The following is a 22,867-nucleotide window of genomic DNA, read 5'->3' on the forward strand; positions in this document are numbered from 1 at the left end:
CACTGAAAAACGCACCCGACAGGGCTCGCGCCGCGCCGCTGCTGGCACTATCCGGTAACGGTGCGGTGAACGACGCGATACGAAGAATGCGCACGCACCATAAATCTGGAGACACCATGAAGCCCTCTCGACTGAGTCGTGCGGCCGTGCTGCTTGCATCCGCGTTCCGCCGTGCGCTGCGCGACGCGCTCGAATCGACGCGTGGTCTCGTCGATGCGAATGGCGTCGTCAACATGAGCACCACCGATCACCGCGGCCTCGACGGTCGCGCCCGCGTGATGGTCGAGATCAGCGACGGCAAATGGGTTTGTCAGCCGCACTGAGTCGCGTCGCAGGCATTGCAGTCCCGTCCAACCAATCAGTAATACGAAGCAAGGAGTATCCGTCCATGAACGATCCTTTTTACGCCAGCTATCGCGCGCTTCGCGTAGAGCGGCACGAGCACGGCATCGTCGAGATCGTGATGAGCGGCGAAGGCACGAACAAGAGCGGCCTCGCAACCGCCGACGCCAGCATGCACCGCGAACTCGCCGAAATCTGGCGCGACGTGGACCGCGACCCCGATGCGCGCGTCGCGCTGATCCGCGGCGAGGGCAAGGGGTTTTCGGCGGGCGGCGATCTGAAGCTCGTTGAGGACATGGCCACGCATTTCGACGTGCGCGCGCGCGTCTGGCGCGAGGCGCGCGACCTCGTCTACAACGTGATCAACTGCAGCAAGCCCGTCGTGTCGGCGATGCACGGGCCGGCCGTGGGCGCGGGGCTCGTCGCGGGCCTTCTCGCCGATATCTCGATCGCGGCGAAAACGGCGCGCATCATCGACGGGCACACGCGTCTCGGCGTAGCAGCGGGCGACCATGCGGCGATCGTCTGGCCGCTGTTGTGCGGCATGGCGAAGGCGAAGTACTACCTGCTGCTGTGCGAGCCGGTGAGCGGCGAGGAGGCTGAGCGCATCGGCCTCGTGTCGCTTGCGGTCGATGAAAACGATCTGGTGCCGAAGGCGTTCGAAGTCGCGAAGCGGCTCGCGAACGGCTCGCAAACGGCGGTGCGCTGGACGAAGTACGCGCTCAACAACTGGCTGCGCATGGCTGGGCCGAATTTCGACACGTCGCTCGCGCTCGAATTCATGGGCTTCTCGGGCCCGGACGTGCATGAGGGCGTGAAGTCGCTGCGCGAGCGCCGTGCGCCCGATTTCCCCGGCGGCGATCCGTTCGGGGCGTGATGGCCGTGGCCTCACGGTCCACGAGTCGCGCGAGCGGCACGATGGCCTGAATGCATCGGCCGCGCGAGCGCCGACCGTCGCGCACGGTGCGGCTCGCGCGGTATGATCGGAACGCATGTCTCTTGACCTCCAACCGTGCGAGGAGATCCGCATGACCGAAACAGCTGGTTCCGTGCCGCCGTTCCCGGGATTTCCCGGTTTCCCGCCCGCAGAAATGCTGGACCGCATGTGGGGGATGATGCGTCTCACACCGTTCGGCAGCGCGTTCCCGGGTAGCGAGCCGGGGATGGCGCAGGGCTTTGGGCCGTCACTGTCGATGATGTCCGACATGATGACCCCGCTCACCAACATTGAGGAACTCGACAAGCGCATTACCGACCTGCGTGCCGTCGAGCAGTGGCTCAAGCTCAACCTGAGCATGTTGCAGTCGTCGATCCAGGCGCTGGAGGTGCAGCGCGCGACGCTCTCGACGCTGCGCGCGTTTGGCGCGTTCGCGCAATCGCAGATGACGCCGCCGCCCGCGTCGTCGAGGGAGTCTTCGCATACGTTCACCCGCGCCGCGCCCGAGCCGGAGCCCGCGGCTGAGGCGTCCGCTTCGGACAGCCCGCCGCCCCCGGGTTTCGACGCCTCGGCCTGGTGGAATCTGCTGCAGGCCCAGTTCAATCAGCTCGCGCAGTTCGCGGCGGCGCAGCCCGTCATGGCGACACAGGAAGGCGACGCTGCGGCGGCGAAGAGCGCGGACGCGAAGCCCGCGGCCAGGCGCACCAGCGGCACGAGCAAGCCGTCCGCGTCGCGCCCAGCGAAGAAGGCGCCGGCGAAGCCTGCGTGAGGCGCGCGGCGCAGGCCTGAACGGCGCGAGAGCGCATACGGGGAGCGTCGGCATCATGCGGCTTGCGCTCGTGATGATGGGTGGTGGCGCACGCGCGGCCTACCAGGCCGGCGCGTTGCGCGCACTCGCCGAGCTGGCGGAAGCGGCCGATCCCGCGCGCCGCGCGATGCCGTTCACGATCGTCTGCGGCACATCTTCGGGCGCGATCAACGCCACGTCGATCGCCAGTCACGCCGACCATTTCACGCAGGGCGCGGCACGCCTCGTCGACGTCTGGTCGAACATCTCGGCCGATCAGGTCTATCGCACCGACTGGCCCGGCATCGCGGCGGCGGGCGCGCGCTGGCTCGGGGCGCTCGCGTTCGGCTGGGCCACGTTCGGCCTCATGGCGCGCCGCGTGCCGCGCACGCTGCTGGACAACACCCCGCTCGAACACCTGATCGCGCGCACCCTGAGCTTTCACCGCATCGAGCAGATGCTCGACGAGCGGCGTCTCCATGCGCTTGCCGTCACGGCGCTCAGCTATTCGTCGGGACGGCATCTCACCTTTTATCAGGCGAGCGAACCCATCCACGCCTGGCGCCGCGCCCAGCGCACGGCGCGCATGGTGGCGCTCACGCCCGCGCATCTGCTTGCGTCGGCGTCGATTCCTTATGTGTTTCCTGCGGTGCGCCTCGAACTCGACGGCCATCACGAATATTTCGGCGACGGCTCGATCCGCCAGATCGCGCCGCTCAGTCCCGCGATCCACTTCGGCGCGCAGCGCATCGTCGTGATCGGCGCCGCCGCGCCGACGCCCGAGGTGCCTGCCGCGGGCCCCGACATCGACGTCTATCCGACGCTCGCGCAGATCGGCCAGCAGGTGCTCGCGAGCGTGTTCCTCGATTCGCTCGGCGCGGATATGGAGCGCCTCGAGTACATCAACCGCGTGGTGCAGCAGTTGCCGCACGCGGTTGAGCCCGAGAGCGGCTGGCATCACGTCGACGTGCTCGCCATCGCGCCCAGCGAGCGTATCGAACTGATCGCCGCACGACATCTGCTGCGCTTGCCCGCGTCGGTGCGCATGCTGCTTGGCGCGGTCGGCGGCAATCGCGCATCGGGAGCGGCGTTCGCGAGCTATCTGTTGTTCGAGCAGGCGTTCACGCGCGAGCTGATCGAACTCGGATATCGGGACACGCTGGCGCAACGCGACCTGCTTTTGATCTGGCTCCAGGCGCCGACCGGCGCTCCGGAAGCCCATCCCGAGGCGCGCCGGGCCTGAAAGACCGCCGTGCTATCATTCCGTAATGTTTTAATGCGAGTTTTTTGACGCTGTTGGACCCGGTTTCACCCACTTCGGCAACTTTTCAGGTAAGGCGCCGGGTGTTCGTGAAGCGGCGGATGGCAGCGTTGCGGCAATCTGTCGCAGTGGGCGATGGCCCGCAGGACGACGCGAGGGACCAGCGGTAAGGGCTAAGCCCGGCGGACACACCGGCAGCCCGGATTGAGGTGCGGATTCCACCACGGCCTGCCAGGCCGTCTTTCATTCGGATATCGCGGATTGTTGTGCGGCAGGCGGGAGACTGCATGCTGCACGCATCTGGGCGGCCGATTACCGCGTAAAATTAAATGCTTTTCGCCTGCGCGCCGCGTTGTCCCGCGGGCTCGCGGCACGCTATGAAATCGTCATGCGCACGTCATGCGCAGATCTGGGGCGGAACTATGAACACGATGCTTTATCCGGAACTTTACAAATCGCTCGAATCGGTCCGATGGGACATGGAGAAGGACATCCCCTGGGACAAGTTCGACGCATCGCTCCTCACCGACGAGCAGGCCAGGACCATCAAGATGAACGCCATCACGGAATGGTCGGCGCTGCCGGCCACCGAGATGTTTCTGCGCGACAACCATAACGACAGCGACTTCTCGGCGTTCATGAGCGTGTGGTTCTTCGAAGAGCAGAAGCACGCGCTCGTGCTGATGGAGTACCTGCGCCGCTTCAAGCCGGAAATGGTGCCGACCGAGGAAGAGCTGCACGCCGTGCGCTTCGAGTTCGATCCGGCGCCGCCGCTCGAAACGCTGATGCTGCACTTCTGCGGTGAAATCCGCCTGAATCACTGGTATCGCCGCGCAGCCGAATGGCACACGGAGCCGGTCATCAAGGCCATCTACGAAACCATTTCGCGCGACGAAGCGCGTCACGGCGGCGCGTATCTGCGCTACATGAAGAAGGCGCTCACGAACTTCGGCGACGTCGCGCGCGCGGCGTTTGCAAAGATCGGCGTCCTGATGGCCTCGGCGCGCCGCACGGAAAAGCCGCTGCACCCGACGAACCTGCACGTGAACCAGTCGCTGTTCCCGCGCGACACCGTGCAGTCGCGCCTGCCCGATCCGGAATGGCTCGAGCGCTGGCTCGACGAGCAGATCCGTTTCGACGACGGTTGGGAAAAGAAGGTCGTCGAGCGCATTCTGCACAACATGTCGATCCTGTTCGAGCGCACATTCACCACGGCACAGGAACTGAACCGCTATCGCAAGGAAGTGGTTCTGCGCCTGCAGGCCGAGCAGGGCACGCAGCAGCACGCCTGACGCAGCAGATCCGCGAGGCGCAGGCGCTTGCCCGCACCTCGCCCGAATCAGGACACGGCCCGGAGCGCTCGCGCGTACCGGGCCGTTTTCGTTTTCTATTGGCTCTTCTTCTTTTCGATTCTCATCCGATGCCCGCTTCCTTCGAACGCAAGATCACGACCCGCGAGGCACTCGCGCAACTTCGCTCCTCGCTCGCCGGCCCGGTGGTTTTCACTAACGGGGTCTTCGACATCCTGCACCGCGGGCACGTCACCTATCTCGCCGACGCGAAGGCGCTCGGCGCGACGCTGATCGTCGGTGTGAATAGCGACGCGTCGGTGCGCATGCTCGGCAAGGGCGACGATCGTCCGATCAACACGGAAGGCGACCGCATGGCGCTGCTGGCGGCGCTGGAGAGCGTGGACTGGGTGGTGTGTTTCGGCGAGCGCACGCCGGTCGAGCTGATCGAGGCGCTCCGTCCCGACGTGCTGGTGAAGGGCGGCGACTACGACATGGATGCGCTACCCGAGTCGGCGATCGTGCGCGGCTGGGGTGGACGGGCGCTCGCGATTCCTTTCGAGCATGACCGCTCGACGACCAAGCTTCTCAAGAAGGTGCGCGCGCAAGAGGAGTAAGCGGGGGAAACCGTCGTCAGCGGTGCTGGCCGCGTCGCACGCGCGCCGCGTGTGTACGACTGCTTTACTGCGCAAGCGGCGTAGACTGCACGGCAGGGTCCGAAACAGGGCCGCCGACCACCGGCACATCGACCGATTCGGACGCCACGATCGGCCGCACCGAGAGACGTTCCGGATGGATCTGCCGGGCGAGCGGCGCGCTGTCGCGCGGTCCCGAAGCGGGCGTCGGGCCGAATACGCCGAGGTTCGCCGCAGCAGCGGCGCCGTTGGCGAGAATCAGGAGAGGGATCACCCAGCGCAGCATCGTGTGAAGCTCCGTCGCAATTGTTCGTCAGTTAGTCACAGCGCGGGCCGCGCGGTGCTTGTTTCTGCTGGTTTCCGTTTGTTTCATGCGTCACCGGCGCTCGCTCAGGATTGCGCCGCGATCAGCGCGAGCCCCGCGAGCACGAGCGCGTCGTGGCGAGTATGCGGCACCTTGAGCGCCGTTGTCACTTCGGCGGCTGCACCGCCGCTTACCACGAGCCGCACCGGCACCTTCCAGGCATCGTTCAGATCCGCCCACGCGCGCTCGATCAGCGCCGCCTGCGCGAGCGCGCAGCCCGCGGAGATGGAGCGCTTTGTGTCGGTGGCGAAGAGCGGGCCGCGTGTCGCAACACCAGCGTCATCGTTTCCGGCAACGCCACCAAGCTCGCGTGCCGTGCCCGCATCGATTACCGGCAACTGTGCGGTGTGCTCGCCGAGCGAGCGCATCATCAGCGACCAGCCCGGCGCGATCAGTCCGCCGACGAACGTGCCGTCCGCACGCAGCGCCTCCAGCGTCGTCGCCGTGCCGAACGTCGCGATCAGGAGCGGCTCGCCCGGGAACGCAGCGCGCGCGCCGATCATGCCTGCCCAACGGTCGGTGCCGAGCGCATCGGGTGTCGTGTAGCTGTTGGTTACGCCGCACTGCTGCGGGCATGCGCGGATCACCGTGCGCGGCAGGCCGGGCCAGCGCGATTCGATCAACGCGTCGAGCCGCCGCGCGACGGCGTCGCCCGCGACGTTCGAGATCCACGCGCTGGTGGGCGTGGGTAGTTTCGACCAGTCGGAGAGAACCTGCGTGCCGTCCGTCACGCTGTCATGGCTCGCCGCACCGGCGTGCGTGCGCACGCCAGCGGCGTCGGCGATGGCCCATTTGATCCGGCTATTGCCCGCGTCGATGAGCAGAAACGGCGACCGTTCCGGCGCGCGCTTCATGCGTGGCCGTCCGCGATACGCAGCGAGACGTCGCCGGTCGTGACGGTTTCGCGCCCCTGCGCGGTATCGACGAGCAGCTGGCCGCGCTCGTCCACACCAACCGCGATGCCGCGCATCAGTTCCTTGCCCTGCTCGAACAGCACCACCTCGCGGCCCGCATACGCGTGGCACGCGTTCCAGCGCGCCTGAAACGCGGCAAAGCCCGACTGACCGAAACGCTGCAGCGCCCCGTCGAGGGCGTTGAGTTCGGCGGCGAGCGTGTCGGTGAGATTCGCGTTCGGCCACGCGCGTGACAACGCGGTCGGCGTCGTGCCGGGCACGGACGGTGCGGCCGCGCCTGTATTCAGCGCGTCGATTTTCGCGGCGAGTTCGTCGGCGCCGCGCACGTTCGTGCCGATGCCGATCACCACCGCCGTTGCGTCGGGCGTGCTCCACGCGGTTTCGATGAGGATGCCGACCAGCTTGTCGCCCTCCAGCAGCACGTCGTTTGGCCACTTGAGCGCGATCTGGCCGGGGGCGGCGACGGGCAGCGTGCGAAGGCCATCGACGAGTGCCGAGCCGATCGCGAGGCTCAGGCCCGCGAGGCCGTCGATCGGACGCGGCAGCACGCAAGCGATCGAGAACAGGAGGGCGTCGCCGGGTTGCGCGACCCAGCTGCGCCCGCGCCGGCCGCGGCCGGCAGTCTGCAGGTAGGCGACACGCACGATTGGCCGCGCGAGTGCATCGCGGCGCTGCGGGAGCGCCTTCATGCGCGTCATCAGGTCGGCATTGGTGGAACCGGTTTCCTCGACGATCTCGATGGGCCAGTCGTGGGCAGCCGGGCCGAACAACGTGACCGCGTGGTCGCGGTCGATGCGCCAGTCGCTGGCGGGTGGGGTATCGGGGGAAGAAGACTTCGCGTTCATGAGCGCTATTGTAGTAGGTGGCGCCGTAGTGGAAGCGGGGCGATTGCCGCTGTCCGGGTGGTGCGCCGGCGCTGCGCGCTGCGGGAATAACACCGTCCCGGCAGCCGGCGCACAAGCGAGAGCAGGCGAGGCCGACCGCTTGTGCCAGCTATCCACTCGCGCGGTCAAACGATCAGGCAACCCACCCTGCGCTCCAGCACGGCCAAAACAGGGTGCGTTCGATACAATGACTGGTCACTTTCCTCACCTTTTGCCCTCAGAGCGCCGCCCCTTGACTCATGAGACGCCCCCCGGCCTCGATATCTCGGCCGGTACCCACGGAAAGATCGTCCGCCTGTCCGGCCAGTGGACGGCGCTCGCGCTTGCGCGCGACCGGGAGCTGGGCGGAGCGGTAGTGCGCCTGCGCGCGCTCACGAGCGAACAGGTCGGCCAATGGGACCTCTCGCTCGTCGAACGCATGGACCACGTGGGCGGCCAGGCGCTCTGGCGCGTCTGGGGGCGCAAGCTGCCGCCCAACCTCGTCGCGCTCACCGACACCCAGCACGACATCTTCGAGCGCATCGCGCTGCTCGACGCGGCCCGCGAGCCGGCGGAGAAGGTGATCCGCGTCGATCCCGTCACGCGGCTCGGACTCGCGATCTTCTCGTTCTTCGATCACCTGTACGGCGGCATCGGCATGCTTGGCCGCGTGGTCCTCGACCTGCTGCTAGTGCTGCGCAAGCCGAAGGTCACGCCCTGGATCGAGATCTCCTCGAACATCTACAACGCCGGCGCGCGCGCACTGCCCATCACGGCGCTCGTCGCGTTCCTGATCGGCATCGTGCTTTCGTATCTGTCCGCGCAGCAGTTGCGGCTCTTCGGCGCGAACCAGTTCATCGTCAACATCCTCGGGCTCGCGATCATCCGCGAACTCGGGCCGGTGCTCTCGGCGATTCTCGTCGCGGGACGCTCGGGATCTGCGATCACCGCCCAGATCGGCGTGATGCGCGTGACCGAGGAACTCGACGCCATGCGCGTCATGGGCATCTCGCACGGCTTGCGGCTGATTCTGCCGCGCGTCCTCGCGCTCGCCATCGCGATGCCGCTCCTCGTCATCTGGACCAACATCATCTCGCTCTTCGGCGGCGCGCTCGCGGCAAACTGGGTGCTCGACATCAGCATGATGTACTTCGTCCGCTCGCTGCCCGAGGCGGTGCCGATCTCGAACCTGTGGTTCGGCCTCGGTAAAGGCGTGGCGTTCGGCATGCTCATCGCGATCATCGGCTGCCACTTCGGCTTTCGCATCAAGGCGAATTCGCAGAGTCTCGGCGAGGGGACGACGACGTCGGTCGTCGCATCGATCACGATGGTCATCCTCGCCGACGCCGTGTTCGCAATGCTGTTCCAGAACGTGGGGTTCTAGTGAGTACGCCGCTCAAAGACGCCGTGCGCGATCTGCCGCTTCCCGCCATCGGCGAGCCGGTGATCGAGGTGCGCAACCTGACGAAGCGCTATGGACGTAATCTCGTGCTCCAGCATCTGGATTTCGATGTCCGGCGTGGTGAGATCGTGACGCTCGTCGGCGGTTCGGGCTCGGGCAAGACGACGCTCGTGCGGAACATTCTGGGGCTCGAAAAGCCGACGTCGGGCGCGATCAGGCTGTTCGGCGAGGATCTCACGCAGATCGCCCCGGCAGACGTGCGGCTCATGCGCACTCGCACGGGCATGCTGTTCCAGCATGGGGCGCTGTTTTCCTCGTTGTCGGTGTTCGACAACGTCGCACAGCCCGTGCGCGAACTGGGCAAGGTCCCCGAAGACCTGCTGCGCGACATCGTGATGCTCAAGCTCGAGATGGTCGGGCTGCCGTGCAAGCACGCGTCGAAGATGCCGGCGGCGCTATCGGGCGGCATGATCAAACGCGTGGGCCTTGCGCGCGCGATCGTGCTGGAGCCCGAAATGTTGTTTCTCGACGAACCGACGGCGGGGCTCGACCCGCGTTCGTCGGACGAAGTCGTGGATCTGATCAGCACGTTGCATCGCGCGCTCGGGCTGACCGTCGTGCTCGTCACGCACGATCTCGACGCGATGGTCGCGCTTTCGACGCGCGTGGCCGTCCTCGCCGAGCGTCGCGTGCTCGTTGCGGCGCCGGTGGAGGAGGTGGCTGGCGTGAACGATCCGTTTATCCGCGAATATTTTCTCGGCACGCGCGGACGGCGCGCGCTGCAGGCGCTGCCGCCCGGGCGGCGCGCGAAGCTGCCGAGCGCGGCGCTCGCGCCGGCGTTCGGCACGACAGGGGGAAGCCCATGCTGACGCGGCGCGGGATGTCTCGTCGCGAACGAAGCGGCGCGCAGTGTGCAGCGGCTGCGAGCGCGCCGCGAGTGCAGGCGGGCCAGGCTTCGCGTGCGGGAACGCCCACGCAACGCCGCGTGCGGTACGCGACGCACAGCGCTGATAAGGCGTTGCGCCGTCCGGCGCGCGCACGCACACACGGCAACATGAAGCGAGGCGCGTCGTATCGCGCTACGGCCGCCGCAGAGGAAACCTGACGATGGAAAACAAACCGCATGCGTTCTGGGCTGGCCTGTTCACGATCGGCCTCTTGGTCGTGATCGGGCTGGTGGTGTTCTACTTCAGCGTCGACCGCACCGTGCGCGAGCCTTTCGACCTGATCTCGCGCTCGAACGTGACGGGCCTGTCCCCCGACGCGGCCGTGCGCTATCGCGGTCTGGACGTCGGCCGGGTGGAGTCGATCAAGTTCGACAGGAAGCGGCCGGGTCAGATCGTGATTCGCATCCTCGTCGACAAGCGGGCGCCCATGACGCGCTCCACCTTCGGCACGCTCGCACTGCAGGGCGTGACGGGCATCGCGTTCGTGCAGCTCGACGATTCCGGTCTCGATGAGACGCCGCTCCAAACGTCGGAAGCCAACGTCGCCCAGTTGCCGCTGCGTCCGGGCCTGCTCGATCAGCTGCAGCGGCGCGGCGACGCGCTTCTGCGCAAGCTCGACGCCATCGCCGACGACATCGACGCACTGCTCTCCGAGCAGAATCGCACGCAATTGGTGGCCGCTGTCACGAGCCTTAAGCAGGCCGCCGACAGCGCGAGCACGCTCGCGAAACAGCTCGAACCGACGACGAGCCGCCTGCCCGCGGCGGTGAGCGATCTTCAGCGCACGCTGAACTCGACGAACCAGCTGGTCCAGAACATGAACCGCCCGGACGGCCCGTTCCAGACGAACCTGAACAAGGCCGGCACGGCGGCGGCGCAGGCCGGTGTTGCGCTGCAGTCGATGGATGCGTCGATTCAGAGTCTTTCGGCGCGTCTTGGCTTTGACACGCTGCCGCGCGTCGATTCGCTGACCGACGACGTGCGCTCGGCGATGCGCTCGGTGGATCGCGCGGCGGGCACGTTCAGCACGAGTCCGCGCAGCGTGCTGTTCGGCGGTGCGCCGCAGGCCATGCCGGGGCCGGGCGAGGCGGGTTTCGCCTGGCCTGCGGCGGGCGGCGGCAAGTGATGCAACGCACGGTGGCGGCGGTGGAGATCGCGAGACGCGCCGGTGTCGCGAGTCCGGTGCGCGAAGCCGACTGAATAACGTTCGATGCACGAAGCGCGGCGCCATGGCGCCGCACGACCCTGAAGGAGCAGTAATGTCTCGCTCGATCTTCCATTGCCGTACCGCCTTGAAGGCGTTCGTGGCATTCGCAGCCGTCGTGCTCGTCGCGGCCTGCGCGGGCAATCCGGCCGTGCTCAACGATATCCGCTACGACCTCGGACCGCCGCCCGCGACGTCGATCGCCGGCACGCTGCCGCCGCTCAAGGTGCTCGAAGTCAGCGCACCGCCGCAGCTCGACCACGACGGCATTCTGTATCGCCTGAGCACCGATTCGCTGCGCACGGCGCGCTACGCGAACAGCCGCTGGACGATGTCGCCCGCCCGCCTGCTCACGCTGCGTCTGCGGACGTCGCTCGGCGCGCACGTGACGGTACTCTCGGGCGCCGACGCCGTGCGCGCGCCGATGCTGAAGATCGAACTCGAACAGTTCGAGCAGGTGTTCGACAGCGCGACCGAAAGCGCCGGCGTGCTCACGGCACGCGCGACGTTGATCGAGGGTGGCAGCGTGATCGCGCAGCGCGTGTTCGTCGCGCGGGCGCCGGCAGCTTCGCCGGATGCCGCTGGCGGCGTGCGCGCGCTCGCGGCGGCAAGCGACGATTTCGCGGGCCAGCTTGGCGCGTGGCTCGGCACGCAGCGACTGGCGGGAGGAGCGTAACGACGCCGCGCTAACTGCGGCGCGCGACGAAGGACGGCCGTAATCTGCGGCCACATCGATGGTGCGAGGGTTTGCGCCGCGCTCGTTATAATCGGCTGGATACGATATGCCGCGCGACATGCCTCGCGCGCGCACCAGACAAACTGCACAAACCGCAACGCCAGGAACCGGGCGCGAAGCCCTCACCGGTACCCCACGCCATGACTGATTCGTTCTACAAGTACCACGTCTTTTTCTGCCTGAACCAGCGTGAGCCCGGCGCCGACCGCCAGTGCTGCGCGAACTGCAATGCAGCGCCGATGCAGGAATACGCGAAAAAGCGCGTGAAGGAACTTGGCCTCGCGGGCCGGGGTCAGGTGCGCATCAACAAGGCGGGTTGCCTCGACCGCTGCGAGGAAGGCCCGGTGGTCGTCGTGTACCCGGAAGGCACCTGGTACACCTACGTCGACGAGACCGACATCGAGGAAATCGTCGTCTCGCATCTGCAGAACGGTCAGGTGGTCGAACGCCTGAAAATCGACCGCTAAGGACCGCCGCACGATGAATGCTCAGACGCAGAAGTTCCAGATCGACGGCCCGGTCGGCAAGATCGAATGCGCGTTCGACCTGCCCGACGCAGGGACGGCACCGCGCGGCATCGCCCTCGTGGCGCACCCGCATCCGCTTTTCGGCGGCACGATGGACAACAAAGTCGCGCAGACGCTCGCGCGCACGCTCGTGCAGCTCGGCTACATCACGTATCGCTCGAATTTTCGCGGTGTCGGCGAAACCGCGGGCACGCACGACAACGGCATCGGCGAGCAGGACGATCTGCTCGCACTCATCGCGCACATGCGCGCGCAACCGGGCCAGGCCGACGTGCCGCTCGTGCTCGCGGGCTTTTCGTTCGGCACGTTCGTGCTCTCGCACGTCGCGAAGCGCTACCGCGAAGCGGGTGGCGTGGTCGAGCGCATGGTGTTCGTCGGCACGGCGGCGAGCCGCTGGGAAGTCGCGCCGGTGCCCGAAAATACACTCGTCGTGCACGGCGAACTCGACGACACCGTGCCGATCCTCTCCGTCTTCGAATGGGCGCGGCCGCAAGAGATGCCCGTCGTCGTGATTCCGGGGGCGGAACACTTCCTGCATCGCAAGCTGCATATCCTCAAGCGCATCATCGTCGACGCCTGGCGATAGCCGCCCACCGCCCCTCCAGTCGTCCCCCTTTTTCACCCATGCGTACAGCGGCGCTCGCCAGTCGTGCCGCCGCTGATCGCGTGCGAAAAATGCATGACAGGTCTGGAAAAAGGCGGGATTTGCAAAAAAACGCTGCAACGCGACGCGTATAATGGCCGTTCTTTTTGTGGATGCCACGGCCCGCGGTTAGCGGCGCTCGGGCGCCGTCCGACCTTGCTTGTGCGCAAGCGCTGTGCGCGTACCAACGCGAACGCGCGCGAACCAACGCGCCGCGCAGCGGGTCCAACGGGCCGTTTGCGTTGCTTGTGCCCCGCTTTCGCATCGTTCTTGCGGTTTCCTTGCTGTTGGCGAGGGCCCAGGCGTCCACTCACCGAATTCCCCAGACCGTGCGCCGCATGGCGTGCGAAGTTCATCCAGCCCGACACGAACTTATGCGCTTTCTCTCCACTGGCCGACTGTCTTCCTCCGCTTCCGTTTCCTCTTCGCTCATTCGTACCGTCACGCTCGGCGCGCTGCTGCCGGCCACGCTGCTCGCGTCGGCCAGCGCCTTCGCGCAGGTGCCGCCGCCCGCGGTGAACGCGCGCTCGTGGGTGCTCGTCGATGCCACGGCGAACCAGGTCCTTGCTTCCGCTAACGCCGACGAGCGCGTCGAACCGGCATCGCTCACGAAGCTGATGACCGCTTACCTCACGTTCGAGGCGCTGCAGACGAAGAAGATCTCGATGGACCAGGTCATCGAGCCGAGCGAGGCCGTGCGCCGCGTGACGAACGCCGAATCGCGCATGTTCATCGAAGCGAACAAGCCGGTCTCGGTGCACGACCTCGTGTACGGGATGATCGTGCAGTCGGGCAACGACGCGGCGATCGCGCTTGCCGAACTGGTCGGCGGCAGCGAGGCGAATTTCGTCAACATGATGAACGCCGAAGCGCAGAAGCTCGGCATGACGCACACGCGTTTCGCCGACGTCAACGGCATGCCCGACCCGAACCACTACACGACGGCCGGCGACCTCGCGACGCTCTCGACGCACCTGATCCGCGACTATCCCGAGTACTACAGCATCTTCTCGGTCAAGGAATTCAAGTACAACAACATCAAGCAGCCGAACCGCAACCGTCTGCTGTGGCTCGATCCGACCGTCGATGGCCTGAAGACCGGCCACACGCAAGCGGCGGGCTACTGCCTGATCTCGTCGGCGAAGCGTCCGCTCGCGGACGGCGGTGCGCGCCGTCTCGTCTCGGTGATGATGGGCGAGGAGAAGGAGCACGACCGGGTGCAAGACAGCCTGAAGATGCTCAACTACGGCTATAGCGCTTACGACACCACGCGCATTTATCAGGCGAACCAGACCATCGCGACGCCGCGCGTCTTCAAGGGCGCCGCCGATACCGTGAAGGCCGGCGTGACGAAGGACCAGTACGTGACGCTGCCGAAGGGCGCCGCCGACAAGGCGAAGCCGCAGGTCGAACTCACGAGCCCGCTGATCGCGCCGATCGCGCAAGGCCAGCAGGTGGGCACGGCGAAGTTCGTCGCCGCCGACGGCAAGGTGCTCGCGCAGATCCCGGTGATCGCGCTCGCCGCTGTGCCGCAGGCCGGCATCGCCGGTCGCGTGTGGGATTCGTTGATGCTCATGGTCAGCAAGAAGTAATGAACACCCAGCCCCCGACGCCCGCAGACGCAACGCCGGAGCCGATCGTCTGGCTCAACGGCGCGCTGACGCCGCTTTCGGAGGCGCGTGTGCCGGTGCTCGACCGGGGTTTCATCTTCGGTGACGGCATCTACGAAGTGGTGCCCGCCTACGCGCTCGAAGCGCAAGACGCCTCGGGCGCCGCGGCGATCGTGCGTGTGCCGTTTCGCATGGCACAGCATCTCGCGCGGCTCGCGCGTTCGCTCGGGAAGGTCGGCATTGCAAATCCGTTCGACGAGCGCGGCTGGCGTGAGCTGATCGCGCGGGTCATCGCGGCGAACGAGGCCTCGGGTGCGCTTCTGCGCGACCAGCACGCGAACGTCTACGTGCAGGTGACGCGCGGCGTCGCGAAGCGCGGCCACGCGTTTCCGGCGGACACGACGCCCACGGTGTTCGTGATGGTGAACCCGCTCGTTCTGACAACGGACGCGCAGCGCGCGGACGGCGTGGCGTGCGTTACCGCAGAGGATCGCCGCTGGCTCAATTGCGACATCAAGTCGACGTCGCTGCTCGGAAACGTGCTGATGGCGCAGTATGCCGTCGAGCACGGCGTGTTCGAGACGATCCAGTTGCGCGATGGCTTCCTCACCGAAGGGTCGTCGTCGAACGTGTGGATCGTCAAGGATGGCGCGCTGTATGCGCCGCCGAAGAGCAACCTGATTCTCGAAGGCATCCGTTACGCACTCGTCGAGGAGCTGGCGGGCGAATGCGGCATTCGCTTCGAAGCGCGCGAGATCGACGAGGCTGCGCTGCGCGCGGCCGACGAGATCCTCGTGACGTCGGCGACGAGGGAAGTGCTGGCGGTGGTCGCTTGACGGCAAGGAGGTCGGCGACGGCAAGCCGGGGCCGGTGTATGCGGCGCTCTACGCGGCGTATCAACGCGCAAAGGCGCGGGCGGCCACAGAGGCTCTCGCGCAGCGCAATCAGACAATCGCGGCCGGATCGCTGCAAGGAATGGAAAAATGAACGAGGCGCAGAACGCCAGCCCGAAGGAATCGCTGATCGAATTTCCGTGCGATTTCCCGATCAAGGTAATGGGCAAGACCCACCCGGAATTTGCGCAGACCATCGCGATGGTGATTCGCACGTTCGACGGCAGCTTCGATGAGGCTGCGATCGAAACGCGTCCGTCGAGCGGTGGCAACTACACCGGCCTCACGGTGTCCGTACGCGCGACGAGCCAGGCGCATCTCGACGATATCTATCGCGCGCTTACCGGGCATCCGATGGTGAAGATCGTGCTGTAACGGCGTGTGCCGGCGGTTGCCATATCACGCGATGAGGGCCGCTTTATGCGGCCCTTTGTTTTTGCGCTCGGGCATGGGACCCGAGCAAGCGCTAGCGTTCGTCGACTCGCAATGCAGCCGCCGCTGCCGTCATCAACGGCCCCGCCTCACAAGCGTCCTCGTAGAGCCGCTTGAAGCGTGCGACTTCGTCGAATACCCAATCGTGGAACGCCCGCACGCGTTCAGTCTGCATGCGCTGCGGCGAGCAGATGAAGTAGTAGCGCCACGGGCTCGGACCGTCGATGTCCTTGAAGAGCCGCACGAGCCGCCCCTGCGTGATTTCGTGCATCGCGAGCGAACGCCGCACGAGCGCGACGCCCTGGCCGTCCATCGCGGCTTGCAACAGGTTCGACGAATCCTGGTAGAGCACGCCGCGCTTCGGCTCCGGCATATCCTGAAGACCCGCCGCGTCGAACCACGGACGCCAGAGTTCGTCGTCCGAGCGCAGTAGCGGCAGATTCGCGAGTTCGCGCGGATCTTCGGGCAGCTTGCCGCCGTTGAAGCCGGGCGCGCAGGCGGGAAAGAAAATCTCGTCGAGCAGCAATTCCACATGCAGGCCGGGGTAGTTGCCGAAGCCGAAGCGGATCGCCACGTCCACATCCTCACGCGTGAAATCGGTGAGCTGGTTCGTCGATTGCAGTTCGACGTCCCACTGCGGATGCGCCTCGATGAAGCTGCCGATGCGCGGCGTCACCCAGCGCGCCGCGAACGACGACAGCATCGACACCACGAGGCGCCGCTCGCGATCGCCCGCACGGATTTCCTGGGTGGCCTGGGCGAGCCGGGTGAGCGCGTCGGTCACCCGCGTTGCGTAGCGGCGGCCCGTGTCGGTGAGGCGTACGCGCTTGCCGTCGCGCGCGAAAAGCGCGACGCCCAGTTCGGCTTCAAGCGCGCGGATCTGGTGGCTCACCGCGCCGTGCGTGACGAAGAGTTCGTCGGCGGCACGCGAAAAGCTTTCGTGGCGGGCGGCGGCTTCGAACGCTTTCAGGGCGTTCAGCGCGGGGAGCTGGCGGAGATCCATCGTAGTTTTTCTCACATAGCCGTGAAAATTGATCGTTTTTCCTGAAGCCTTGCTGTGACTACGATTGTAGCCATTGGTGCAGTATCGGCGGAGGCGGAAATGCGAGAAATTTCTTCGGATGTCACGTTTGAAGTCCCCATGGATCGGGTCGCGTCGGTGCGTGTTGCGCGCAGCACCCGGTTGACGGTGAAGTGCGGCGCAGTCTGGCTCACGCGCAGCGACGACGTTGCCGACTACTGGCTCGAACCGGGCCACACACTGCGGCTGCGGCGTGGCGAGCGGCTGTGGATCGGCGCGGAGGGCGGCAAGACCGCGTGGGTCGCATTCGCGCTGCCCGTGGGCGTGCGCCAGCAGATGGTCGACGTGGTGACGCGCGCCGCGGCCCGCCTCGGTGTGCACGCGGGCGATGGGTGGCGCGCGGTTTGATGCGTTGAGCGGTGGTGTGGCGCGCGACGGGCAACGTCGCGCGCTGCTCGCCGGAGCTGCTGTTTTGCCACGGTGTTTGCGTGATTTTTGGCCAGATCGTCGGCCGGGTCTTTATCCCCAACTCGGGCGGGGTTGTCTCGATTTCGGTAAACTCGCGAAATCATGTGCGCGACCCCGGTTTCACCTCTTCCAGTCTCATCCGACCCCGATATACCGGGGACGGGCTCCCCAGCGAATCCCGGCTCGATCGTGCTGACCGCACCGATCGTACTGCGCTGGCGCGGCGTCGAGCCCTATCAGATCAGCTTCGACGCGATGCGCGAGTTCACCGCCGCCCGCACCGCCGACACGCCCGACGAAATCTGGCTCGTCGAGCATCCTCCCGTTTTCACGCTGGGTCAGGCCGGCAAGCCTGAGCATCTGCTCGTCGCGAACAGCGGCATCGAACTCGTGCAGATCGACCGGGGCGGCCAGATCACGTATCACGGTCCGGGGCAGGTGGTCGCGTATTTGCTGCTCGACCTTCGCCGCCGCAAGCTGATGGTCCGCGAACTGGTCACGCTCATCGAGGCGGCCGTGATCGAAACGCTGGCGGCGTATAATCTCGCCGGTGTTCGCAAGGACGGCGCGCCCGGCATTTACGTGCCAGATGATGCACAAAGCGACGCGAGCGCCGCGCACGCTGGCGCGAAAGTCGCCGCACTCGGCCTGAAGATCCGCAACGGCTGCAGCTACCACGGCGTGAGCCTGAACGTTTCGATGGACCTGAGCCCGTTCCTCGCCATCAATCCGTGCGGCTACGCGGGCCTCGAAACCGTCGACATGGCGACACTCGGGGCCACTGCGAGCTGGAACGATGTGGCTGCCACGCTTGCCGCGCGGCTCGAAGCGAATCTCGATGGACATGCACGCGCGCACAACGCACCCGATCTTCCGGTAGCCGAAGCGGCTGCCGCAGACCCCGCAGCCGAAGCGGCCGCAGGGGACCCGGCCGCACAGGCGGCCTCAGGCGGGCAACCGCCGCAACCGCAGGCCGGCACTGTACCGGCGGCCTGACTGGATCTCGACAGAATGACTGACGCAACGCCCACCTCCGGCGCGAACGCCGCAGGCACCCCTGCCACCGACGCCCAACAATACGACGCCACCGCGAAGCAGAAAGCGCAGGCGAAGACCTCGCGCATTCCGATCAAGGTCATCCCGATCGAGAAGCTCAAGAAGCCGGAATGGATCCGCGTGAAGGCGGCCACCGGCAATTCGCGCTTCTACGAGATCAAGGAAATTCTGCGCGAGCACAAGCTGCACACGGTCTGCGAGGAAGCGAGCTGCCCGAACATCGGTGAATGCTTCGGCCACGGCACCGCGACGTTCATGATCATGGGCGACAAGTGCACGCGCCGCTGCCCGTTCTGCGATGTCGGCCACGGCCGTCCCGATCCGCTCGACGTCAACGAGCCGGCGAATCTCGCGCGCACGATCGCCGCACTCAAGCTCAAGTACGTCGTGATCACGAGCGTCGACCGCGACGATCTGCGTGACGGCGGTGCTGGCCACTTCGTCGACTGCATCCGCCAGGTGCGCGAGCAGTCGCCGCAGACGCGCATCGAAATCCTCACGCCGGACTTCCGCGGCCGTCTCGATCGCGCGCTGGAGATCCTGAACGCCGCGCCGCCCGACGTGATGAACCACAACCTCGAAACGGTGCCGCGCCTTTACAAGGAAGCGCGTCCGGGTTCGGACTACGCGCACTCGCTCAAGCTCCTGAAAGACTTCAAGGCGATGCATCCCGATGTCGCGACGAAGTCGGGCCTGATGGTGGGTCTCGGCGAAACCACGGAAGAGATTCTTCAGGTGATGCGCGACCTGCGCGCGCACGACGTCAACATGCTGACGATCGGCCAGTACCTCCAGCCGTCCGAACACCACCTGCCGGTGCGCGAATACGTGCATCCCGACGTGTTCAAGATGTACGAGGAAGAGGCGTACAAGATGGGCTTCACGCACGCGGCCGTCGGCGCGATGGTGCGTTCGAGCTATCACGCCGATCTTCAGGCGCACGGTGCTGGCGTGGTTGACATTTCCAACGATTAACGCGACTTAACAACGATCGGCGCGACTACACAAAGATAAAAGCGACTGGGAGACTGGGTGAGTCGGACGATTCCACCGATAAAGGAGTTTCCGAAGGACGGCCGCGTCTGGCGTGTGGACTGGTTTGGGGCTGTCGAGCGGAACTACGACATCCCCTCCGAACCTTACCTCCAAGTCGTCATCAGCCCGCTACGTGAAGGGGCGACCGACTACGCGTCGAACAGTTCTGTCGTCCATGACGACCGCAAGACGATCCTGATCGGCGTCGGCCAGCTTCCGCTGCTCTCCATCGGCTCGCTGTGGCAGGACGGCCACTGCCTGCCACAGCGAGCCGGGATGACGACGACGCTCGACGGTCTCGACATTTCTGACGAGACGACCTGTGTTGTCCGGGCCAACCTGGTCGAAGCTGGCCAGCAGCTCATACCGTTCAGCGCTCATCGCGTCGGCGGCGCGGGTTTGGAAAGCAGGTGCATCGCTGTCGCTTGGAAGGGCGACCCCTACGGCGTGCTCATCCCGATGGCCGAGATCGTGCGTTTCTACTACGCCACCTCCACTGATCTTGCACACGCACTCTTTGCCGGCGCATTTCGGCACGACCTTAATTCGTTAATCAACGCAGAAGAAAGCGGCTACGTGTCAGCCGAAGATCGCTGTGTCCTCAAGCTGCGGCAGCATCTAGAGGACGAGGACGGCTGGATCACCGGACGCATACTGAACTCGGAAGAGGCTTGGCACGGCGCTACGCTTTTGCACGACACTCTTATGAAGGAGTCCGTGAACCATCGTCGGGTTCATATGGAGACCTGTTTCCCGTTCGGCGGCCCGACGAATCTGACCGTGCATTACAAGCCCATCATGTCGATGGGCCGACGACGGCATTTGGTGTTCGCTATCGATCGCTGTACCGCACCTTTTCCGTTCCGGAACCTCTCGATTCTGCGCGACAACGACAGCCGCCAGGGAGACCCGTCGACGGATCTGCCGGAGGACGAGAAGTTGCCGGCCTTCATGCAAGTCGCGAGCTCGCGTACCGACGCCGGGAAGACGCAGTTGCAAAGCCGAAACGAGGCGAGCAGCACCTTCGTGCCGGTGAAGCTGCTGTTCCCGACTGATCGCTTTGCCGACATCGCAGGCAAGGTGCCCGACAAGCCGCTTAAGGACCATTGCCAGTACAAGGGCCGGGGCATGAAGACCTTTCGTCCGGCTGAAGTGGCAGAGCTAAGCACCGGCGGAGGCTCGGGCGCCGAGCAGAATATCGCGCGAGCCAAGGTGGTAGGGCCTATCGTGAGGCGCACTGGATTGCTACAAAGCTTCGAATCGTTTGTCGCTGCAATCGCCGAGTTGAACAGGCTTCCTGGTGTTTCGGCGGCGGTCCGTTCGCCCGTCACAGGCACGGAGTTCGTACCGCTGCTGAGGTCGCCGCATACTAGGCAATGGTCGTATCTGCAGTCGGAAACGAAGGCTCGGCGGCGGGTCATTGTGGCGGATGCCCGCGTCGAGACAATGCATTTCAGTCTGATCGAATTCGAGTGGCGGAAGGGGGAGAGTTACAAACTCGGCGTGGTCTGGAAGACCGACACTACTCGACTTTGCAACGCTGAACTTCATGAGGTATTGTTCTCACTCGCAAATGCCGAAGGGTGCTGGGAGAACGCAAAAATTCCGAATGGGATAGATCTTCAAGCGCTAAAGCATACTTGGCCGACTATCGCAAACTGTAGCAGCAGTTTACTCATGCGGATGACGAGCCTCGTCTCGGGTTCAGTGTCACTACCGTAAGTTGTCCTGATATGCGGTTGGTAGATTAGTCAGCGAACACCGTCAAAATTCGTGTCAGTAAGGTAGACTCGCTGCAAAAATCAAACTGGCAAACTGCTGAGTCAAATGGAGATTCACTATGGCTACCGAGGTTATCGGAACCGCCTCACGGAAAAAAGTCGTTCGGACTAGGAAAACAACGGCTTATCCGGCGTTGCTAATGACACAAAACAAGCACCGCTTCTACTTCACAACTATTCCTGTCGACGACATTTTCAACTATTGTTTCGTCGCGAGGCGCGACGAAGACCCCGGAGCAGGCTTCCAACGGGCATTGAACGAGTCCCGAGCTGATGACATCGCTGCATATTTGGCAGTTGGTACCGGTTCGATTCCGAGCAATGTGGTGCTGTCCGCTCAAGACAATGCGAATTTCGCTTACAACCGAAAGACGAAGTCGATCTCGTTCGCTCGAGAGACTGCCGCGTTCTTGGTACTCGATGGTCAGCATAGGCTGTGGGGTTACCAAAAATGCTCTGTGCGCCATCGCGTACCGGTGTGTAGTGGTCAACTAATCCCGGACACTGCGTTAAGTTTTTCTTCCGCAACAGCCGGCGCCAGTCCGTCATTGAACTGATGCGGCCGTATCCAGTTGTAACGGTGCATCAGGTAGTGGCTGATATCCCGGTGTGCTTCCTGCGTCGACGTGTACCCCACTGACGGCAGCCATTCCGTCTTGAAGCTGCGGAACAGCCTTTCCATCGGGGAGTTGTCCCAGCAATTTCCACGACGGCTCATGCTCTGCTGAATCCGATAGCGCCACAGGCGCTGACGGAATTTCCGGCTTGCATACTGGCCGCCTTGATCCGAGTGGAACAGCAAGCCTTGCGGACGACCACGCTGCTCATAGGCCATCTCCAACGCCTGCACGACCAGATCGGCATCCGGGCGTGTCGAGAACGCCCAGCCAACAACCCGACGCGTGAACAGGTCGAGCACTACGGCCAGATAATGCCAACGGCCCTGCGCCCAGACATAGGTGATGTCACCACACCAGATCTGATTCGGCGTACCAACCTCGAATTCACGATTGAGATGATTCGGGATATCGATCCGCTCGACCGTGGCCTGCTTGTAGGCATGGCGACCCGGCTGCTTGCAGATAAGCCCGAGTTCTTCCATCAGGCGGCTGACCTTGAAGCGGCCAATCACCGTACCTTCTTCGCGCATCATGCCCATGATGCTGCGGCTGCCGGCAGAGCTTCGACTCTCGACGAACAGCTCGTGTACCCGGCTACGCAGTGCCATGCGCTCGGCGTCAACGCGCTGGGCGCGCTCCCGGTACGCATACAGGCAGGATCGCGATACGTCGAATACCGCGCAGATCAGTTCGACCGATTCGCTTGCGCCAATCTGATCAATTACTTCGTACGTTCGATGCCTTCCGACATCAAGAGCGCGGTAGCCTTTTTTAAAATGGCCTTCTCACGCTCGAGGCGTTCGATACGCGCCTCGAGTTCCTGAATACGCTGTTGATCCGGCGTGATTGCCTTGCCCTGCGGCGTGACGCCCTGGCGTTCCATCTGAAGTTGCTGCACCCAGCGACGCAGCACCGTCTCGCCGACACCGACCGAGCGGCTTGCCTCCATATGGCTATAGCCCTGGTCGAGCACCAGACAGGCGGCTTGCTGTTTGAACTCCGGGGAAAACGTACGTCGTTGCTTGCTCATCAGACACCTCTTCATGGCGACCATTCTCGCCTAAATCAGTGTCCGGATTCATTAGACCACTACAATCAGC

Annotated in this window: 23 protein-coding genes and 2 pseudogenes; 20 read left to right on the plus strand and 5 right to left on the minus strand. The window is 65.0% G+C overall.

Features of this window, described 5'->3' with window-relative positions; all coding sequences use genetic code 11:
• Nucleotides 1–164: 164 nt before the first annotated feature.
• From L0U80_RS01125 to rfaE2, 6 genes and pseudogenes are all read left to right on the plus strand, one after another.
• A pseudogene (locus tag L0U80_RS01125) lies at nucleotides 165–323 on the plus strand (ABC transporter substrate-binding protein); the annotation flags it as partial.
• 65 nt (nucleotides 324–388) lie between these two features.
• Nucleotides 389–1,219, plus strand: coding sequence for an enoyl-CoA hydratase/isomerase family protein (locus L0U80_RS01130; RefSeq protein ID WP_233861976.1), 831 nt, complete (start codon nucleotides 389–391; stop codon nucleotides 1,217–1,219).
• Between the two features lie 151 nt (nucleotides 1,220–1,370).
• The gene (locus L0U80_RS01135; protein WP_233861978.1) at nucleotides 1,371–2,048 is read left to right on the plus strand and encodes a PhaM family polyhydroxyalkanoate granule multifunctional regulatory protein; all 678 of its coding nucleotides are present in this window, start codon (nucleotides 1,371–1,373) and stop codon (nucleotides 2,046–2,048) included.
• A 55-nt stretch (nucleotides 2,049–2,103) separates the two neighbouring features.
• Nucleotides 2,104–3,309, plus strand: a complete 1,206-nt coding sequence (locus L0U80_RS01140) for a patatin-like phospholipase family protein (protein ID WP_233861980.1) — start codon at nucleotides 2,104–2,106, stop codon at nucleotides 3,307–3,309.
• Nucleotides 3,310–3,749: 440 nt separating this feature from the next.
• Nucleotides 3,750–4,619 carry a ferritin family protein gene (locus L0U80_RS01145; protein ID WP_233861981.1) on the plus strand — a complete coding sequence of 290 codons (870 nt, stop codon included), beginning with the start codon at nucleotides 3,750–3,752 and terminating at the stop codon, nucleotides 4,617–4,619.
• A 128-nt stretch (nucleotides 4,620–4,747) separates the two neighbouring features.
• Nucleotides 4,748–5,233, plus strand: coding sequence for a D-glycero-beta-D-manno-heptose 1-phosphate adenylyltransferase (gene rfaE2 / locus L0U80_RS01150; RefSeq protein WP_233861983.1), 486 nt, complete (start codon nucleotides 4,748–4,750; stop codon nucleotides 5,231–5,233).
• Nucleotides 5,234–5,297: 64 nt separating this feature from the next.
• Here rfaE2 and L0U80_RS01155 read toward each other — a convergent pair whose 3' ends face one another.
• The 3 genes from L0U80_RS01155 to L0U80_RS01165 form a co-directional block, all read right to left on the minus strand.
• Entirely contained in the window at nucleotides 5,298–5,537 is a 240-nt protein-coding gene (locus L0U80_RS01155) for a hypothetical protein (RefSeq protein WP_233861985.1), read from the minus strand.
• Between the two features lie 104 nt (nucleotides 5,538–5,641).
• A complete protein-coding gene (locus L0U80_RS01160; protein ID WP_233861987.1) occupies nucleotides 5,642–6,469 on the minus strand; it encodes a type III pantothenate kinase in 828 nt (275 codons plus the stop codon).
• Entirely contained in the window at nucleotides 6,466–7,374 is a 909-nt protein-coding gene (locus L0U80_RS01165; protein WP_233861989.1) for a biotin--[acetyl-CoA-carboxylase] ligase, read from the minus strand. Before L0U80_RS01165 ends, L0U80_RS01160 begins: the two co-directional genes overlap by 4 nt.
• A 271-nt stretch (nucleotides 7,375–7,645) precedes the next feature.
• Between L0U80_RS01165 and L0U80_RS01170 the strand changes: the two genes are divergently transcribed.
• The 9 genes and pseudogenes from L0U80_RS01170 (at nucleotide 7,646) to L0U80_RS01210 (ending at nucleotide 15,729) form a co-directional block, all read left to right on the plus strand.
• Nucleotides 7,646–8,776, plus strand: coding sequence for an MlaE family ABC transporter permease (locus L0U80_RS01170; protein WP_233861991.1), 1,131 nt, complete (start codon nucleotides 7,646–7,648; stop codon nucleotides 8,774–8,776).
• Nucleotides 8,776–9,663: an ABC transporter ATP-binding protein gene (locus tag L0U80_RS01175; RefSeq protein WP_233861992.1), complete on the plus strand. Its 888-nt coding sequence runs from the start codon at nucleotides 8,776–8,778 to the stop codon at nucleotides 9,661–9,663. Before L0U80_RS01170 ends, L0U80_RS01175 begins: the two co-directional genes overlap by 1 nt.
• Before the next feature lie 238 nt (nucleotides 9,664–9,901).
• Nucleotides 9,902–10,867, plus strand: a complete 966-nt coding sequence (locus L0U80_RS01180; protein WP_233861994.1) for an MlaD family protein — start codon at nucleotides 9,902–9,904, stop codon at nucleotides 10,865–10,867.
• 133 nt (nucleotides 10,868–11,000) lie between these two features.
• Complete coding sequence (locus L0U80_RS01185) at nucleotides 11,001–11,621, plus strand: ABC-type transport auxiliary lipoprotein family protein (RefSeq protein WP_233861996.1); 621 nt, start codon at nucleotides 11,001–11,003, stop codon at nucleotides 11,619–11,621.
• Between the two features lie 200 nt (nucleotides 11,622–11,821).
• Nucleotides 11,822–12,148, plus strand: a complete 327-nt coding sequence (locus L0U80_RS01190) for a (2Fe-2S) ferredoxin domain-containing protein (protein ID WP_233861998.1) — start codon at nucleotides 11,822–11,824, stop codon at nucleotides 12,146–12,148.
• Between the two features lie 13 nt (nucleotides 12,149–12,161).
• Nucleotides 12,162–12,794: an alpha/beta hydrolase gene (locus tag L0U80_RS01195; RefSeq protein WP_233862000.1), complete on the plus strand. Its 633-nt coding sequence runs from the start codon at nucleotides 12,162–12,164 to the stop codon at nucleotides 12,792–12,794.
• A gap of 431 nt (nucleotides 12,795–13,225) precedes the next feature.
• On the plus strand, nucleotides 13,226–14,443 hold the full coding sequence (locus L0U80_RS01200; protein WP_233862002.1) for a D-alanyl-D-alanine carboxypeptidase family protein: 1,218 nt from the start codon (nucleotides 13,226–13,228) through the stop codon (nucleotides 14,441–14,443).
• A pseudogene (locus tag L0U80_RS01205) lies at nucleotides 14,443–15,448 on the plus strand (D-amino acid aminotransferase). Before L0U80_RS01200 ends, L0U80_RS01205 begins: the two are co-directional and overlap by 1 nt.
• Nucleotides 15,445–15,729 carry a DUF493 family protein gene (locus L0U80_RS01210; RefSeq protein ID WP_233862004.1) on the plus strand — a complete coding sequence of 95 codons (285 nt, stop codon included), beginning with the start codon at nucleotides 15,445–15,447 and terminating at the stop codon, nucleotides 15,727–15,729. The pseudogene L0U80_RS01205 and the gene L0U80_RS01210 overlap by 4 nt, the downstream one beginning before the upstream one ends.
• A gap of 91 nt (nucleotides 15,730–15,820) precedes the next feature.
• Here the strand turns inward: L0U80_RS01210 and L0U80_RS01215 are convergent, their stop codons facing one another.
• Complete coding sequence (locus L0U80_RS01215) at nucleotides 15,821–16,789, minus strand: transcriptional regulator GcvA (protein ID WP_233862006.1); 969 nt, start codon at nucleotides 16,787–16,789, stop codon at nucleotides 15,821–15,823.
• 99 nt (nucleotides 16,790–16,888) lie between these two features.
• On the opposite strand from L0U80_RS01215, the gene L0U80_RS01220 reads away from it, so the two are divergent.
• The 5 genes from L0U80_RS01220 (at nucleotide 16,889) to L0U80_RS31770 (ending at nucleotide 21,704) form a co-directional block, all read left to right on the plus strand.
• Entirely contained in the window at nucleotides 16,889–17,215 is a 327-nt protein-coding gene (locus L0U80_RS01220; protein ID WP_233862008.1) for a DUF2917 domain-containing protein, read from the plus strand.
• Between the two features lie 162 nt (nucleotides 17,216–17,377).
• On the plus strand, nucleotides 17,378–18,271 hold the full coding sequence (lipB, locus tag L0U80_RS01225; RefSeq protein WP_233862010.1) for a lipoyl(octanoyl) transferase LipB: 894 nt from the start codon (nucleotides 17,378–17,380) through the stop codon (nucleotides 18,269–18,271).
• A 15-nt stretch (nucleotides 18,272–18,286) separates the two neighbouring features.
• Entirely contained in the window at nucleotides 18,287–19,306 is a 1,020-nt protein-coding gene (lipA, locus tag L0U80_RS01230; protein WP_233862012.1) for a lipoyl synthase, read from the plus strand.
• Nucleotides 19,307–19,363: 57 nt separating this feature from the next.
• Nucleotides 19,364–21,088, plus strand: coding sequence for a hypothetical protein (locus L0U80_RS01235; protein ID WP_233862014.1), 1,725 nt, complete (start codon nucleotides 19,364–19,366; stop codon nucleotides 21,086–21,088).
• 118 nt (nucleotides 21,089–21,206) lie between these two features.
• On the plus strand, nucleotides 21,207–21,704 hold the full coding sequence (locus L0U80_RS31770; protein ID WP_373322081.1) for a DGQHR domain-containing protein: 498 nt from the start codon (nucleotides 21,207–21,209) through the stop codon (nucleotides 21,702–21,704).
• Here L0U80_RS31770 and L0U80_RS01240 read toward each other — a convergent pair.
• Nucleotides 21,635–22,797 (minus strand): IS3 family transposase gene (locus L0U80_RS01240; RefSeq protein WP_233862016.1). Its coding sequence is split into 2 segments (ribosomal slippage): nucleotides 21,635–22,542 and nucleotides 22,542–22,797, totalling 1,164 coding nucleotides; the frame shifts between segments, so codons are not numbered across the junction. The genes L0U80_RS31770 and L0U80_RS01240 overlap by 70 nt on opposite strands.
• Between the last annotated feature and the right edge of the window lie 70 nt (nucleotides 22,798–22,867).

Origin of the sequence: Paraburkholderia adhaesiva (assembly GCF_021390575.1) — a bacterium.
Lineage (GTDB): Bacteria > Pseudomonadota > Gammaproteobacteria > Burkholderiales > Burkholderiaceae > Paraburkholderia > Paraburkholderia adhaesiva.